The sequence below is a fragment of the Hyalangium ruber genome (assembly GCF_034259325.1).
Taxonomy (GTDB): Bacteria; Myxococcota; Myxococcia; order Myxococcales; family Myxococcaceae; genus Hyalangium_A; species Hyalangium_A rubrum.
The window spans coordinates 334,351-348,738 of the sequence record NZ_JAXIVS010000012.1 but is presented as its reverse complement, the minus strand read 5'-3'; the positions used below and the strand labels follow the sequence as shown (position 1 = coordinate 348,738).

12 protein-coding genes and 1 tRNA gene are annotated in these 14,388 nt (G+C 61.2%); 2 read left to right on the top strand and 11 right to left on the bottom strand.

Annotated elements, in window-relative coordinates:
• Both tnpC (SYV04_RS31360) and tnpC (SYV04_RS31355) read left to right on the top strand, forming a co-directional pair.
• Positions 1-1,160, top strand: a 1,160-nt coding sequence (tnpC, locus tag SYV04_RS31360; protein WP_321549638.1) for an IS66 family transposase, incomplete at its 5' end; no start/stop codon positions are given.
• A gap of 14 nt (positions 1,161-1,174) precedes the next feature.
• On the top strand, positions 1,175-2,080 hold the full coding sequence (tnpC, locus tag SYV04_RS31355) for an IS66 family transposase (protein WP_321549637.1): 906 nt from the start codon (positions 1,175-1,177) through the stop codon (positions 2,078-2,080).
• 128 nt (positions 2,081-2,208) lie between these two features.
• On the opposite strand, the gene SYV04_RS31350 is transcribed toward tnpC (SYV04_RS31355), so the two are convergent.
• The 11 genes from SYV04_RS31350 to SYV04_RS31300 form a co-directional block, all read right to left on the bottom strand.
• Positions 2,209-3,492 (bottom strand): TIGR02270 family protein, encoded by a 1,284-nt coding sequence (locus SYV04_RS31350; RefSeq protein WP_321549636.1) that lies wholly within the window; start codon positions 3,490-3,492, stop codon positions 2,209-2,211.
• 10 nt (positions 3,493-3,502) lie between these two features.
• Positions 3,503-4,120 carry an Imm49 family immunity protein gene (locus SYV04_RS31345; RefSeq protein WP_321549635.1) on the bottom strand — a complete coding sequence of 206 codons (618 nt, stop codon included), beginning with the start codon at positions 4,118-4,120 and terminating at the stop codon, positions 3,503-3,505.
• Positions 4,121-4,271: 151 nt separating this feature from the next.
• On the bottom strand, positions 4,272-4,880 hold the full coding sequence (locus tag SYV04_RS31340; protein WP_321549634.1) for an imm11 family protein: 609 nt from the start codon (positions 4,878-4,880) through the stop codon (positions 4,272-4,274).
• A gap of 12 nt (positions 4,881-4,892) precedes the next feature.
• Positions 4,893-5,579 (bottom strand): AHH domain-containing protein, encoded by a 687-nt coding sequence (locus SYV04_RS31335; RefSeq protein ID WP_321549633.1) that lies wholly within the window; start codon positions 5,577-5,579, stop codon positions 4,893-4,895.
• A gap of 35 nt (positions 5,580-5,614) precedes the next feature.
• On the bottom strand, positions 5,615-6,763 hold the full coding sequence (locus tag SYV04_RS31330; RefSeq protein ID WP_321549632.1) for a hypothetical protein: 1,149 nt from the start codon (positions 6,761-6,763) through the stop codon (positions 5,615-5,617).
• A gap of 19 nt (positions 6,764-6,782) precedes the next feature.
• Positions 6,783-7,241, bottom strand: coding sequence for a DUF4150 domain-containing protein (locus SYV04_RS31325; protein ID WP_321549631.1), 459 nt, complete (start codon positions 7,239-7,241; stop codon positions 6,783-6,785).
• A 431-nt stretch (positions 7,242-7,672) separates the two neighbouring features.
• A complete protein-coding gene (locus tag SYV04_RS31320; protein WP_321549630.1) occupies positions 7,673-8,203 on the bottom strand; it encodes a DUF6484 domain-containing protein in 531 nt (176 codons plus the stop codon).
• Positions 8,204-8,273: 70 nt separating this feature from the next.
• Positions 8,274-9,230 (bottom strand): DUF2169 family type VI secretion system accessory protein, encoded by a 957-nt coding sequence (locus tag SYV04_RS31315; RefSeq protein ID WP_321549629.1) that lies wholly within the window; start codon positions 9,228-9,230, stop codon positions 8,274-8,276.
• Positions 9,231-9,352: 122 nt separating this feature from the next.
• Positions 9,353-11,617, bottom strand: coding sequence for a type VI secretion system Vgr family protein (locus SYV04_RS31310; RefSeq protein ID WP_321549628.1), 2,265 nt, complete (start codon positions 11,615-11,617; stop codon positions 9,353-9,355).
• Positions 11,618-11,674: 57 nt separating this feature from the next.
• On the bottom strand, positions 11,675-14,068 hold the full coding sequence (locus SYV04_RS31305; RefSeq protein WP_321549627.1) for a type VI secretion system Vgr family protein: 2,394 nt from the start codon (positions 14,066-14,068) through the stop codon (positions 11,675-11,677).
• Positions 14,069-14,215: 147 nt separating this feature from the next.
• Positions 14,216-14,287, bottom strand: a tRNA-Cys gene (locus SYV04_RS31300).
• Positions 14,288-14,388: the final 101 nt, after the last annotated feature.

Here is a 14,388-nt window from a genome sequence, read left to right as displayed (position 1 = left end):
TGTGCGGCAGCGGCCTGCACGCGTGGGAGGGCCAGACGGAGGACTGCGAGGAAATCACCGTCGTCGAGCGAAGCTTCCTGCTGCGGCGGGTGAAGCGGCAGAAGTACCGCTGCGGCCAGGGCTGCGCGCCGGTGACGGCACCGGCCCCACCGCGCCTGATTCCGGGCGGCCGTTACTCGGTGGACTTCGCCGTCCACGTGGCCCTCATGAAGTACGGCTTCCACCTGCCGCTGGCTCGCCAGGAAAGGCTGTACGGGCGCGAGGGCCTGGTAGTGGAAGCGCAGACGCTCTGGGACCAGCTCGAGGCGCTCGCCCGGCACCTGCAGAAGTCCTACGAGGCGCTGCTGGCCGAGGTCTTCACCTCGCCGCTCATCCACGCGGACGAGACGCACTGGTACCTGCTGGACAAGGGCCCGGGCACCAAGTGGTACGCGTGGACGGTGGCCTCGCCCGACACGGTCTTTCATCGCATCTACCCCAGCCGCTCCGGGGCGACGGCGCGCACCGTACTGGGCGACTACGAGGGCGTCGTCCTGGTGGATGGGTATGCGGCGTACCAGACGGCAACGAAGTCCGGCGCGGACGGGCCATCTCCCGCCACGCTGGTCTTCTGCTGGGCGCATGTGAGGAGAAAATTCTTCGAAGCCCAGAAGTTTGCCCCTGCCTGCGAAGAGGTGCTGGAGCTCATCGGAGAGCTGTACGCTCTCGAGGCGGACCTACCGGGCTGGTACGCGCTGGAAGGCGAGGAGTGCCAGGCTGTGCTCGCGCACCGGCTCGCCATACGTCAGCAGAAGTCCGTGCCGCTCACCCAGCGCATCCGCCACTGGGCGCACGCACAGCGAGCGCTGCCCGGCAGCGCCTTTCGCAAGGCGATTGAGTACATGCTGAACCTGTGGACGGGGCTGACGCTCTTCCTCACCCAGCCGCAGGTGCCGCTGGACAATCACCATGTCGAGCGCCAGCTGCGTGACATGGTGATTGGCAGGAAGAACCACTACGGCAGCAAGTCAAAGCGGGGCACCGAGGTGGCGGCGCTCTTCGACTCCCTCATCGAGACAGCGCGGCTGCGCGGTGAGGACCCCGGCCACTACCTGCGGCGCGCTGCGCTCGCTGCCATCGAGAACCCGGGCACCGTCACGCTGCCGAAGGCCCAGGGCTGACCACCTCTCCCGCCGTGCGGCCAAGGACGGGGCAGCTCCGTATCGGGACGGGGCTCGGCGAGGACTTACACTACTTCGTGCTGCTGGCGGACAAGGACCATGTCTTCTTCGAGTACACGCCTCGGGAGACCAGCGCCGCAGTGGAGGAGCTGTTCCGAGGCTACTCGGGCTACATTCAGGCCGACGCCAAGAGTGTCTACGACGTGCTGTTCCAAAAGCCCGACACACCGCCCGAAGGCCACGACAGCCCAGAAAAGGTCGGCTGCTGGTCTCACTGCCGCAGAAAATTCTGGGAGGCCACCTGCGCCAAGAGCGAGGTAGCGCGCGAAGGCCTGGCGCGCATCGGCCGCCTCTTCGCGCTTGAGGAGGCCTGGAAAGCGGATACCCCGCAGACAATCCACCGCCTGCGCAACGCGCACCTGCGCCCGCACCTGGAGGCCTTCTTCCGCTGGGCAGAAGAGGAGTACTCCCAGGTGCGCGACGAACGGGGCCTGTTGCGCTCGGCGCTCGGCTACGCGGTGCGCCAGAAAGAAGCCCTGATGCGGGTGCTCGACGACGGACGGCTCGTGCTCGACAACAACCGCTCGGAGCGCGCGCTGCGGACCATCGCCGTGGGCAGGAAGGCCTGGCTCTTCGTCGGCAGCGATGACCACGCCCAGAGTGCCGGCAACATCCTCTCCCTCGTCGCCTCGGCTCGCCTGCACGGACTCGACCCTGAAGCCTACTTGCGCGACCTGTTCCGCGTGCTCGCCCACTGGCCGAGGGAGCGCTACCTGGAACTGGCCCCCCGCTACTGGGCCAGCACCCGGGCTCGCCTCGACAGCCAGCAACTCGCTGCGGAACTCGGCCCTCTCACTGTCCCCCCGCCTCTCGTCCCGTCGCCGCAACAGGAGACTGCGGCGAACGGCTCGTCCCGATAGCGCTGGCTGTGAGGGCCTCGCGTCCATCGCCCCACTCTGCGCGCCTCTCCTGGCTCATGCCAGACGGGGTTCGTGCAGCGGATACCACGCCGCCTTGCACCTGCGGGTAGTACCGATGCGGAAGCGGCTCAACCATGAAGTCCCTCAGCAAAAGACTGGCTTAAGATTGAGGGTGTGATTGCGCGCGCCTGTTGCCATATGGCTATCTGGCGCTTCACGAGCGCACGCGTTGGCAGTTGGAATGTCCCTCGGCTACGCAGGGCCAATGCCAGAGCCAGCGCATGACGGCGCCGCATGGGAGTACGGGCAAGAGCATCAAGCAGCACCTGTGCGGTGAGCGGTTGCCCGGCAAGGTACCGCTTCCGTGCGTCCATTCGGGGACGGACCTGCTGCCACCATTCGGTTACTGCGTCGACGCGGGGGCGTGGCAGCGCGTCCTCTTGCTCCAAGGGTGTGAGCTCCTCTTCTTCAAGATCCAGACGCTCGGCTGCGTAGTTTCCCTCGATGCGTAGTCCTGTGATAGCGCTAAAGGCCTCAGCCGCTAGAGCAGCGACTGGCTTGTTCCGCATGACCGTTAGGCAGGCCTCGGCGGCGATGATGCTGCCGGTGAAGCCGAGGGCCCACAGCACGTTTGGACGAAGCTCCTCATTGGAGAGCAAGGCGATGAGCCGTTCCGTGTCTCGTTCGGTGCCGCCCATTGCCACCAGTAACAGGGGCAGCCGACAGTTAAGGCGGGGCGCCTCAAGCTCAGCTTTGCATGCTGTCCAGGCGCTTCGGTGTGCGCTCATCAAGCCTGCCACGATAGCAGCGTCGCGTAGTACCCACTCGGTCGAGTCTAGCGCACGCTGGAGCACGTTTGGGTCCAGTGGCAGGCGCATGCGACTAGTTGCGTGCAGGGCAGCTGCGGCGACCTGAGGCTCTGGATGCGTGAGGAAGGGCTTGCACAGCGCAGCCGTGGCGAAGCCATGCGTCCCCAGCGTCTCAATGACCAATGCGAGGAGCCCAGGGACAGAATCGCCCTGTTTCAAAAGAGACGAAAGGTCTGCGGCAATAATCAAGGGATCGGCTAACTCTAGGGCGCGTAGAAGGAGGGCGAGCACAGGAGGCTTGGCTTGCCGAAGCATGGCGAGTACAGCTGTCGGTCCGTGAGGCTTCTCCCCACTGAGAAGTGCGAGGGTCGAAGCCACGACGCGCTCAGCATCGTCCGCATTCATGCCTGGCTCCAGCAGTTGCCGAGCCACGTGCTCGCCACCCAGTATCAAGGCGTCCAGATGCGAGGACATATGCGCTTCCAACTCAGCGACTTCCTCTAGCGCATCATCAGGAGAATCAAGCGCGCGTTCTCGCTGGCTCCAGCGGAAGGCTGCTTCCTCCAGATGCTCCTCGTAGATGTCCCAGCGTATTGGTCGCATTGTGGAGGCCTCAACTCTTCCGGCGAGCTAGGGAAGGCATCAGCCTATACTCCGTTGCTGTGCTGATTCCCGCGCCTTCGGCCATGCGCAGTAGCGCCAGCCCTTCGATGAAGATGTATTTCTCGGTTTGGCTGCGGGCGGAGCTTGCAAACTGCCTAGCTTCAAGCTCTTCGCAGTGCCGCTCGTGCTCACGTAGTGCATCGATTAGCGCAGTTTCGAACGCCTTGGGGCCCTTTTCAAAGAGCGCTCTGCAGAGTTGCTGTCGTGCATTTGGCTCTTCGTCCAACATTGCCATCCGGTCGAGGAGCGCTTTCTGACGTGGCGAGGTTTGGAAGCCCTCTAGGAGCAGGAAGTGAAGGAATCGCCCGTAGACAAAATCCTCCTCGTACTCCTCGCCGGGCACCCACTGCCCCGGTGACAAGTTCGCGATCTCTCGCGCCAGAAACTCCTGTCCAGATACCACTGCATCGCAGAATGGAAGGAAATTGCCACTTGTCGCGAAGCGCACGGCCTTTCCTGCCTCTCTCGCTTCTAGGAGCAACTGCCTGTGCGCCTCTCCCGACATTGCCAAGTGCCTGAAGAAATTGGCTGTATCCGCCTCCGCCAGCAGCACGGCAATTGCCAGCATTCGCTCATTGAGCGAAATCTGGTGCAGCAGCCGTGCCCGAACTGCCGCTTGCTCTGGCTCCAGAATGGACTCTCGCAGTGTCGAGAGTTCATGGCCTAGGTTGAGAATGATAGTGCGCATACTGAGAGGCATGGTCTGGGATGCTGGGGGGTCAGAGGTCGTAGTTGTCTCTGGGCCTATACTCAGCGCCAAAGTCTTTCATCGCCATCCACTGCATGCCTCTACAACCGGCTTCGGTGATGGTACGGGCCAGATCCTCTCTGACGATGACCAGTCGTGGTCGCTCCCCGAGTCGGAAGATCTTTGCATCTGGCTTGATTTTTTCTGTGTCCAACACGAGCTTTCGGAAGAGACGGATCTTACCCTTGCTCAACTCGTCGGCCGTGAAGTCCGAGTGAGTCCGATCCACACAGGTTACTACGTCGAGCAGATTGGCTAGGTAATAAGCTTCTGAGAGGATCTTCTTCTTGTGGTTGCGAAGCTGCACTGGCAGGAACTCGAAGTGGGCACTAGTCTCAGACTCAAGGAGTTGCCTGAGTTTCTCCGAGACGATGTGCAAGCCTAAGACGTTGGGAATGGAGTCTGCAGGCATGATCCCTTTGTGTGGTGCGAAGTCGAAAATGACCTCAGAGGGAAACCACTCACGAACCGAGATTCCTTTGTTGAGGGTGTAATCCTTGGGCTCGATCTCTTTGGGGATCTTGTTGACCCACGCGTAAGAATCGTCACTCTCGTCGTCTGTCCAGGGATGGTAAATCACGGAGTCTCCAGGCTACTTGATGGCGATAGGGCCTGCGTTCGACAGCAGTGTCCAGAACTCTTCTTGGAGCGCCATCAGGAGTTTCTTGATATTAAGCAGTTCCTCTTCAGCGCAGGCCTCGTCTGCCAGTTCCCGCAGTTTCTGGCTCAACTCGTGGGCACTGCTCTCGACTCGAGTACTATACTGCTCGTGTGGACCAGAGTGGTAAGGCAGGTTGTGAAAACCACAATCGCCCTTGTGCTTTGGCAAGAAGATGATGTTTCTGCCGTTATGTACGTTGTAGTCGACCCGCTTTAGCATGGCTGCCTCGCGGGGGGCGAACAATGCTAGGTACTTGGCCTGCGGGATGAGGTGGTGGGCTTCGTTCGCGTAGGGAGATCCTCCCTTGAGAAAATTTGGGATGGCCTGTCCAAGCAACTTGCCACGGATATATAGGGCGACATAGTCGAAATAATAGCGCTCGATGTGCTGTGGGCTGTGCTTAGTGATTGGCTCAAGGCAGGTGTGTACATTCCGGCCCTTTTGCTTGAGGGTGCTCAGGATGCGCTTGGGGGTCCTGTAGCGGGTGCAGCGGCCCGGTTCGCCGAGCGTTGCCTTGTGCCCGTTCTTTCGGTAGTCGGTTTGGGAATCGTCCTGCTTATATACCCAGATCCCTTTGTTTTCGGGCAACTCCGCGAAGATGTGACGCTTCGAAGACATATAGCTAGACCTCCAAGTAGCGACCACAGATTCCATCATTTACGAGGGGGGGCCAGCATGTGCAAGGCTCCCCTGTCACTGCTATCGCTGGACAGCCCCATGAGAATGCTCTGAGTGTCGGCATAGCCGCGCTCGAACGCGCGTGCCGCCAGGGTGATTGCCGTCGGGGCTGTGGCAGCTCCGATTTCACCGAAGGAAAGCCCAGTATGCCACGCAGGGATGTCTGTAGGAAACCCCTTCCCTTGTAGCCGACTCAATGCGAAACCCCAGTCATAGGCCCGACGCTCGTCACCTGTCAGGTTCCCGATGAGCCGACCCGGTCGCTGCCTGGGCGTGAGGGCTTCCCATACCTGGAGGAGGGCGTCAGCGAGTGCTTGGCCTTGTGAGGGTAAGCCTGAGAACCGGCCGAATTTTTCCCGGTGGAGGGCTTGGACTCCTAGCACACACACGATTCGCGCCCCGCGCTGTCTGGCGGACTCCAATGACTCGACCTGCAGGAAGGAAGCGCACTCACCCGGCAGGACACCTTGTGGTCGCGAGGGAGTCTTCAAGATTCGCAGTTCATCGAGAGCAATTGCAACTGGCGGGTCCACATAGCTGTCAAGTCCCCCAATGATGCAACGGGAGACTATCTGTTGCTTCAATTGGTAGGCGGCGGTTTCCAACACATGGAGGAAGCCAGCTTGGTCACCTCGGAAGATCTTCCAGTGACTGGAGGGTATTGGCATGTCCGCCATGGCCGTGATGCGGGTGAGGAGGCGTTGCTCCTGCTGCCTAAGCAGCGCATCCAAGTTGGTGTCAGGGTCGGTCACTTCACTCTCCCGGCGGGTGGCCGAGGAGGCTGCCTGGAGGTGTAGGCCACTGGAGAGGTTAAGGATGAGCCCGGTCTTTTTCCATGAGAACTCCTCGGGTCCCTGAAGGAGGTCCTCCAATGCGGCCACCCCTAAGCGGGTGATCCGACCAAGCCCGGTAAAACCCTCGGTGCAGTTTGCCACGGTGTGCCCGAGTATTGGCTCGGCATCCCCTGTGTCCGGATCTCGCCCGAAGTACCCGTCTATAGGAGAGAGTCTGAGAACCCCCGCCCGTGCAGCCGCACAGCTGGAGACGGCGTCCCAGCCAAGCGAAGAGACCATCCCGAGGCCTGTAACGGCGAGCGCATTGGGAGGGAATGAATCGAATGCCATGGCTTGGACTCTATGGCTCCTATTCGCCGCAGCATGGACACGGGGAACTACCAACATTGCCTCCCATGGACATGATGGGGCCCTGGATGACAGGGAAGGGGGGCGTGTTCTTGTCGTTATGCAGCATGGGATCGAAAGCGCGCGCCACATTTTTGCCCTCGAACTTGACGTCAAAGGAGAAGTTGACGAACTCTGCTTTGCCCTTCGTTTTACTCGAGGCTACTCCGCCACCAGCGGCGCCAGCCTCGTCGCCAGTGCTGGTGCTGAAGTTGGAGTCTTTGACGCATACCGGGTTGCCGCCCACCGACACCTTCTTGGTGCCCTTGGCCGTGTCCGAGGACTTCGCCACATTGGGATAAGGAATAGGGATGGGTCCTCCAGGACTAGGTGTCTTGCATACATCTGGGAAGGCTGCGGTAATACCATTGCTGTCTTTGGTGATAACGGACATCTTGTTGACGCCAGTGTTGACAGCCATAGTGCCACCTCCTAAAGAAGGTACAAGAAATAGAGAAGGAAAGGCGCTTGAATTGTATCACTAATACTACAGCAGCAGATGATCTCCCGCCCCAACATGTTGGGTCTGCTCGCTGGGCGAGGAGCCACATCATCTCGGGCATGCCTGGAGCAAACGACGAGGGAGCGGGCCGAAGTGCTGCTGTAGTACTAAGAGGGTGTTGAGCGGAAGCGAGCGGCTACATTATGTAGTGCTCGCCCAGCAAGTAGTCGGGCGCAGGATGAAGGGGCACGGCGCCTGCCTGACTGCTCCACCTCAACACCCTCTAAGGGAGGGTAGTTTCGCTCTTGTGTATGCATACAGGATTCGGATTTAGAGTGCCTAAAAAAGTCCGGTTTGAGGAGCAGTTCTCCTCGGGAGGAGGCACCAATCCTTACTTTTGTTAGGCGTTCTTAGTTGATCTCTACGGAGCCACCTTTGATGCGAATCCTGCCTCTGGCGCAGGATTCGATCTGGGTACCTCGAATGACGATCTTTCCGTTACGCCGTAGGGTGATGCTAGCCTCTCCACACTGGAGGACGATTTCGTCCTTGCCCTCAATGACTACCTGCCGCCCATCGACCCTGGTTTCGACTCGCAGGGCGGGGGGGGCTTTGGGGGGCTCTTCGAGCAGCGCATCGACCAAGGGTGATGGGCTCGACTCCTGGATGAAGGCCATGATGAACGGCAGACGTGGGTCACCGCTCTCGAATAGGAGTATGACCTTCTGGTGATTAGTTATTGCGGTTTTGAGGGCTTGGGCGTCGATCGCGGTCGCTAGGCGTGCCGTGATGGGACCGGTCGAGTTCCCCGGGAAGTCGACAAGCAACCCACCAGTGCCGTCGGTTCCAGTCAGCCAGCCTGCGCGGCTTCCCCAAATACGCTCGGGTTGCTCCGAGGGGGCAGGTAGGAGGTGGGTAGTGGGATTTCCGAGAGAGTTCATGGCTGTACCTTGGACGGGCCTAGGTCTTTGGGCAGGATGGCTTTCTGCGAGGTGGCTTCTTGCCCGCAGATCATGAGACACCTGCTGAGGTGATATGCAAGGCCTGGACCTCGTGGACGCTCTCGAAAAGCAGCAGATGCCCGCGCCACAGCAACAGGACGTGCTCAGCATCTGTGTCAAGGATGACGGTGTCCAAGCGCATCTCGGGTTTTACATCCGTGACACCCAGCCGCTCAACGGTAATGACCGGTGCGGCTTGGCCTGGAAGTGAGAAGGCGAGGGTACCTCTGGGCGAGGCATTTGTAATGACGACTGGCTCGTTGCCTTGGAGATACCCAGGAGCGACGAGCCCGGGAGAGGCGGCATTGAAGAAGCGTCGGTCAAAATCCGTAGGCAATAGGGGCTTACGGGTCCTGTCCCACGTTTCGTCATAGGTGCCTGCGAACGCTGCACGTGGGTGCCAGTGTGGAGAGAGAAATCCAAAGCCCGCTGGGGGGACTCTTTGGCCAAAGTGTTCCAGAAGATGGTGCGGGTCCTCCAGATTGGGAAGATGCAGTCCCTCCTCGAAATGGCGAGCGCTTGAGCGGAAGCCCACTCCAACAGGGTTGAATGGCTCGAAGGTGTTCTGCCCAAACTCGTTCTGGGAGCGATCCCACCCGCCGAAGGCCCGCTCGTAGATGAGGGGCATACGCTCGAAAGGCTGTGGCTTGGTTATGGACATAAAGCCCATTCGCTTGTACCAAGTGCGGTCCCCCACCACTCGCACGGATTTTTGTGCTGGCCCCACACTCAGAGAGACGAAAATCTCGCGAGTACCCTGGCTGGGCGCCCAGCCATGCCCAACGAGCACAATATCGGTGGCGAGCTTGATGAAAGCACACTCAGGCTCGTAGCGGTAGCTAGACTCTTCGGGCTTGCCCCATGGTATTCCCGCGATATGGATGGGAGCCTGATCTTTGGCAAGCTTCAAGCCGTCAGGGCAGATGGTATAGGTAGCTTTTACCAGTAGCACCAGCAGTGGGCGCATGTTCTCATCCGCGAGCGCTAGTGGTTCAAATGCAAAAGGTGTCTGATTGATGATAGACGGATGTCCCAAGCGCGACCTCAATGCAGTAGAAGCTGGATAAGCATGGGGGCTTGCAGTTCCTGTCAGTTCTCCGAGATCTTCGAACCCTTGATGACGACGTCGCCGCTGGCGGTGATTTCGATCTTGGCGCCCTTGATGACCACGTCGCCGTTCTTCTTGGCCTGGAAGGTCGCAGAGCCCACCTTGAGCGTAAATTGCTCTTCGGCTACCAGGGCAATCTCCTTGGCGGACAATGTGTAGCCATCCTTGACGGCGTGATTGTGCTTGCCACCCACGCTGATGAGCAGGTCCTTCTCCACCTTGAGGGTGCGGTTCTTGTCGACTTGCTCGGACAGATCGCCTCCCACTTGGAGTGAGCGCGAACCTTTGACTGTCTCGGACTTCTTGGCGCCTACTGTCTCCGTCTTGGAGCCGCCCACCTGCTCGGCTTTGATGCCGCCCACGAGCTCGTTATGTGCAGCGCCCACGGTCAAAGCGTAGGCGCCTCCAATTGTCAGCATCTTCCCGAGTCCCACCGTCTCAGCAGAGGCCAGTGCCACCATCACATTCTGGTTACTGCTCACGGAGATGGACTGGTCTCCCACCACGGCCTCGGTGTGGTTCCCCATCACCGTGGTCGATCGGTCCTTGATCACTTCCAATGTCTGGTTGCCGCTGATGACCGAGTCATCGTTCTTCTTGACCTCTAGCGACTGGTTGCCTTCGATGGTGCGGCTTCGGTCCTTCTTGACCAGCAGCGTCTCATGACCGCCCACCATCTGCGTCTTGTCGTTCTCAACGACGATGTTGAAGTCCTTCTGGGCGTGCAGGTAGACCTCCTCCTTGCCCGCCGCGTCCTCGATGCGCAGTTCGTTGAATCCGCTGCCTCCCAGGCTGGAGTTGGAGCGCAGGGTGCTCTGCGTCTTGTGGTCGGGTAGCGCGATCGGTGTCGGGTTCTGGCCGTTGTAGACGCTGCCCGTAACGATGGGGAAGTCAGGATCCCCTTCGAGGAATTCCACCACCACCTCATGCCCGATGCGAGGCAGGTACAGCGCTCCCCAGCCCTGACCAGCCCACGCTTGGCTGACGCGGATCCAGCATGAACTCCGGTCGTTGTTCTTGCCTTCACGGTCCCAATGGAACTGGACCTTGATGCGACCGTGCTCGTCCGTGTGGATCTCCTCTCCGGAGGGCCCGACGACGATGGCTGTCTGGGCACCCACGATGGTCGGGCGAGGCGTAGTACGCGGGGGGCGGTAGGGCACCTTCGCGGGAATGCAGTGGAACTCGTTGCGATAACTCTCCTTGGTGTCGGGCATCGTCTGTTCGACAGTGAGGCCCTCGGGCTGGCGGCCCACGTGCCTCACGGAGAGCAGGAGGTAGCCATTGTTCAGCTCGGCCACCGGGTGTTCATCCAGGTCGAAGGTGTGGCCTGGGAGCAGGCGCCGGCAATTGCTGCCGCCCGTCATCATCTCCACGCGAGCGCGCAGCTCCTCCAGACGAACCTTGGCAAGCGCCTTGCCGGTGCCGGCGTCCTCGTAGCGGGCAGGGTAGTCGTAGATCTCGAGAGCGTGCTCGCCCTCATCGGCGGTGGAGTTGGCGGTGAGGTCCATGCGAGGGCGGACGAAGTTGAAGTCCCTCAGGACAACAGCGCCAGGCTGGACCTCTCTCCGCACGGCGAACTCGTGTACGGACTCGCTTGCGGCGACCATCTTCCGGTGCTCACGGTAGATGAGGCGAGCCTCGCCTGCCATGGCGGGGCTGGTGGTCGAAGCGTCATTGAGCACCAGGGTGTGTGCGTCCTCGGTGTGCTCGAACGAGTAGAAAATGCCTTCCTCCTCGAGCAGCCGGGACACGAAGTCGAGGTCCGACTCGCGGTACTGCACGCAGTAGTCGCGCTTGCGGTAGGAACCCTGCAGCGACAGCTTGTGCGCCACCTGGGCCTCTTTGAGTACCTTCTGGACGATGTCCGGGACGCTCATCTCCTGGAAGATGCGGCTGCGGCGGATGTGGCGGAGCGTCCACAGGCGAGGCACTACGGTGGCGCGGTAGCGCTGCCGCTGTGGGCCCTTGCCCGCATCCCAGCGCACGAGACGTGACACGATGCCCTGGAAGAAGCGCGCCGTTCCGTCACCCAGTTGCACGGTGAGCAGGGCGTTCTGGCCAATCAATGCCTTCTCATCCACCACGACATCCGGAGGCGCCGCCAGGGTGACCTCGACGGAGTAGGGCTGAGAAAGGGTTTCATCGGCTTCGAATCCCACCACGGTCAGTTCGCCCGCGGAATGGGGGCCGACCTGGAACTCGAACTCAGCCTGATTGGCTTGGAGTGCAGCGGTTGCAGTCATGGTATCCAGCCTGTGATAGGGGACTTCGTCGACCTTGGCCTTCTCACGGCCGTCGACCTAGATGTTCTTCAGGGCGCTGGCTGAGCCGTGGAGTTCCTGTGCAGCGTCCGCCATCGCCTTGGCGTCACCTGCCTTTCCCTCGAAATCCATTGGCTTGAAGTTCATCGCAGGGATTGCCTGGATGTTTTTCAACTTGACGGACTTGCTGGTGAGAGAGCCTGCACCCAGCATCTTGACCTTGCCACCCTTGACTTTGACGTCAGAGCCGTCGACGGTGAGCTTGTTCGCACACAGTTTGACGTTGTTCTTCTCGATGCTCAGGATGAGGTTCCCGTTGACGATGAGCAGGAACTTGTCTGCCTTGAGGTCGAATTTCTTGGCCAGAAAGGCAGCGGGCTCCTTGACCCCCAACTCGGAACTGGCATTGACCTTCTCCTCGCGGTCCTTGCCCACGGTCGAGTTCATCTGGCCTTTGACCTCCGTTTGGAAGTCGCTGCCAACCTTGACCGTGCTGTCTTTGGTGATCAGCTCCTGTCGGCTGCCCACGACGTACTCGAGACGGGCGGCTCCGATCTCCGAGGCTTTGAGGCCGCCCACCGACTCGGTGGAGGCCAGGGCTACGGTGACGGCGTAGCCCGCGCCGATCGTGAGTGCCTTGGCGGCGCCTACTGTCTCCGCGGCCGCCAGGGTGATCGTGGTGGTGACGTTCTTCGACACCGTGATGGACTGGTTGCCCTCCACTTCTTCCGAATGGCTGCCTCGAGTGGTGGTGGTGCGGTTACCCTGCACCTTGAGGGATTGGTTGCCCTCCACGAGGCTGGCGTCATCGAGCGTCACCGCGAGCTGCTGGTTGCCCTCCACCGTGAGCTTCCGGTCCTTCTTGACCAGGAGATCCTCGTAGCCAACCACCTCCTGGTCCTTGTCGTTCTCAGTGACGAGGTCCTCGTCTTTCTGCGCGTGGACGAAGATCTCTTCCTCTGCCTTCTTGTCTTCGATCCGGAACTCGTTGAAGCCCGCGCTGCCCAGGCTGGAGGCGCTCTTGAGCGTGCTCTTCGTCCTGTCGGCCGGCAGGCCATACGGCGTCGGGTTCTCGCCGTTGTACACGGAGCCCGCGACCAGCGGACGGTCTGCGTTGCCTTCCAGGAAGCGGATCAGCACCTCCTGGCCGATGCGTGGCAGGTACAGCGCTCCCCATGCCAGTCCGCCCCAGGACTGGCCGACGCGCACCCAGCACGAGGACTTGTCGTCCTGCTTGCCCTCTCGATCCCAGTGGAACTGCACTTTGATGCGGCCGTGCTCGTCCGTATGGATCTCTTCCCCCCCAGGCCCCACCACCGTCGCTGTCTGCACTCCGGGAACGTGCGGCCGGGGCGTCACGCGCAGTGGGCGGAAGGGCACGTCCTTGGGCAGGCTCCGGAAGGTGTTGCGGTAGAGCGCTCCTAGCGTCTCCGCGTTCCCCAAGGTGTCGGGCTGCTGGCCTGAATGCTCGACCTCCTCCACCAGGTACTGCCCGCAGAACGTCCCATCTCCCGGTTTCTCCACTTCGATGAGATAGCCGGGTGCCAGGCGCGGACACAGGCTCCTTCCGGTGTACGTCTGCGCCCCCTGGGCCTTCTCCTCCATGCGCACCTTCGACACGGACTTGCCCACGCCAGGCGCTACGTACTCACCTGGGTAGTCGTACAACTCCAGCTCCGAGAGCCCCTCCGCGCTGGTGCTCGTTGTCGAGAGGTCCAGTGCCGGCTTCACGAAGTCGAAGTCGCGCAGCATCACCGCGCCTGGACGCAGTCTGTGGACCCGCTCCATTCTCGAGACGAACTCCACGTCGTAGACCCGCGCGTCATCCTCGCGCAGCGGAAGCTTCGCTCCGCCCGGGAGATCCGCGTGCGCGTTGGGCCCATCTCCCAGCACCAGGGTGTGGCTGCCTTCGGCGTGCTCGAAGAAGTAGAAGATGCCCTCGGACTCCAACAGCCGCGAGATGAAGTCGAAGTCCGATTCGCGGTACTGCACGCAGTACTCACGTGTCGCGTAGGAGCCACTCAGCGCGAGGCGATGCTCCACCCCGGCCTCTCCCAATACGGCCTTGACGATGTCGGGCACCGCCTTCTCCTGGAAGATGCGGCTCTTGCGCATCTGGCGGAGCCGCTCCAGCTTTGGCGCCACCTGCACCCGATAGAGCCACCGGCCCCCCAACTGCCCCAGTGACTCCGCGCGTCGGACCCGCCCATGCACATAGCGCACGGGGGCCTCACCGATCTGGATGGTGAGCAGGGCCTCGGTGCCGGGCAGCTCCGACAACTCCAGCAACTGCCCATCCTTCTCGAAGAACTCGACCTGGAAGTCGTATAGCCGCGACAGCGACTCCGAGCCCGAGAACTGGGCGACGACGAGGGAGGGTGCCGCATGAGGCCCCACCTTGAGCGTGAACGCAGGCGCCTTCGTTCGTGCCATTCGCAACCCCTCGGTCCGTGTTGACGACAGCACGGTAGGTCGAGAGGGCAGAGCGAGGCTGTACCACCAAAGGGGTACGCGCTCTCACGGCGGGCAGAAAAGCGAAGGCCCGATGCGACTCCGTGTCGCATCGGGCCTTTTTCTTTGAGGCGCCACCCGGATTCGAACCGGGGAATGAGGGTTTTGCAGACCCTTGCCTTACCACTTGGCTATGGCGCCGCAGCCAGGGAGCGGTCTTATACGAAGACCGCCACGGCCCGGTCAAGGAAGCAACAGCACCGGGTGCGCAACTCCTCCGTTAGCATCGTCTCCGGGCACCT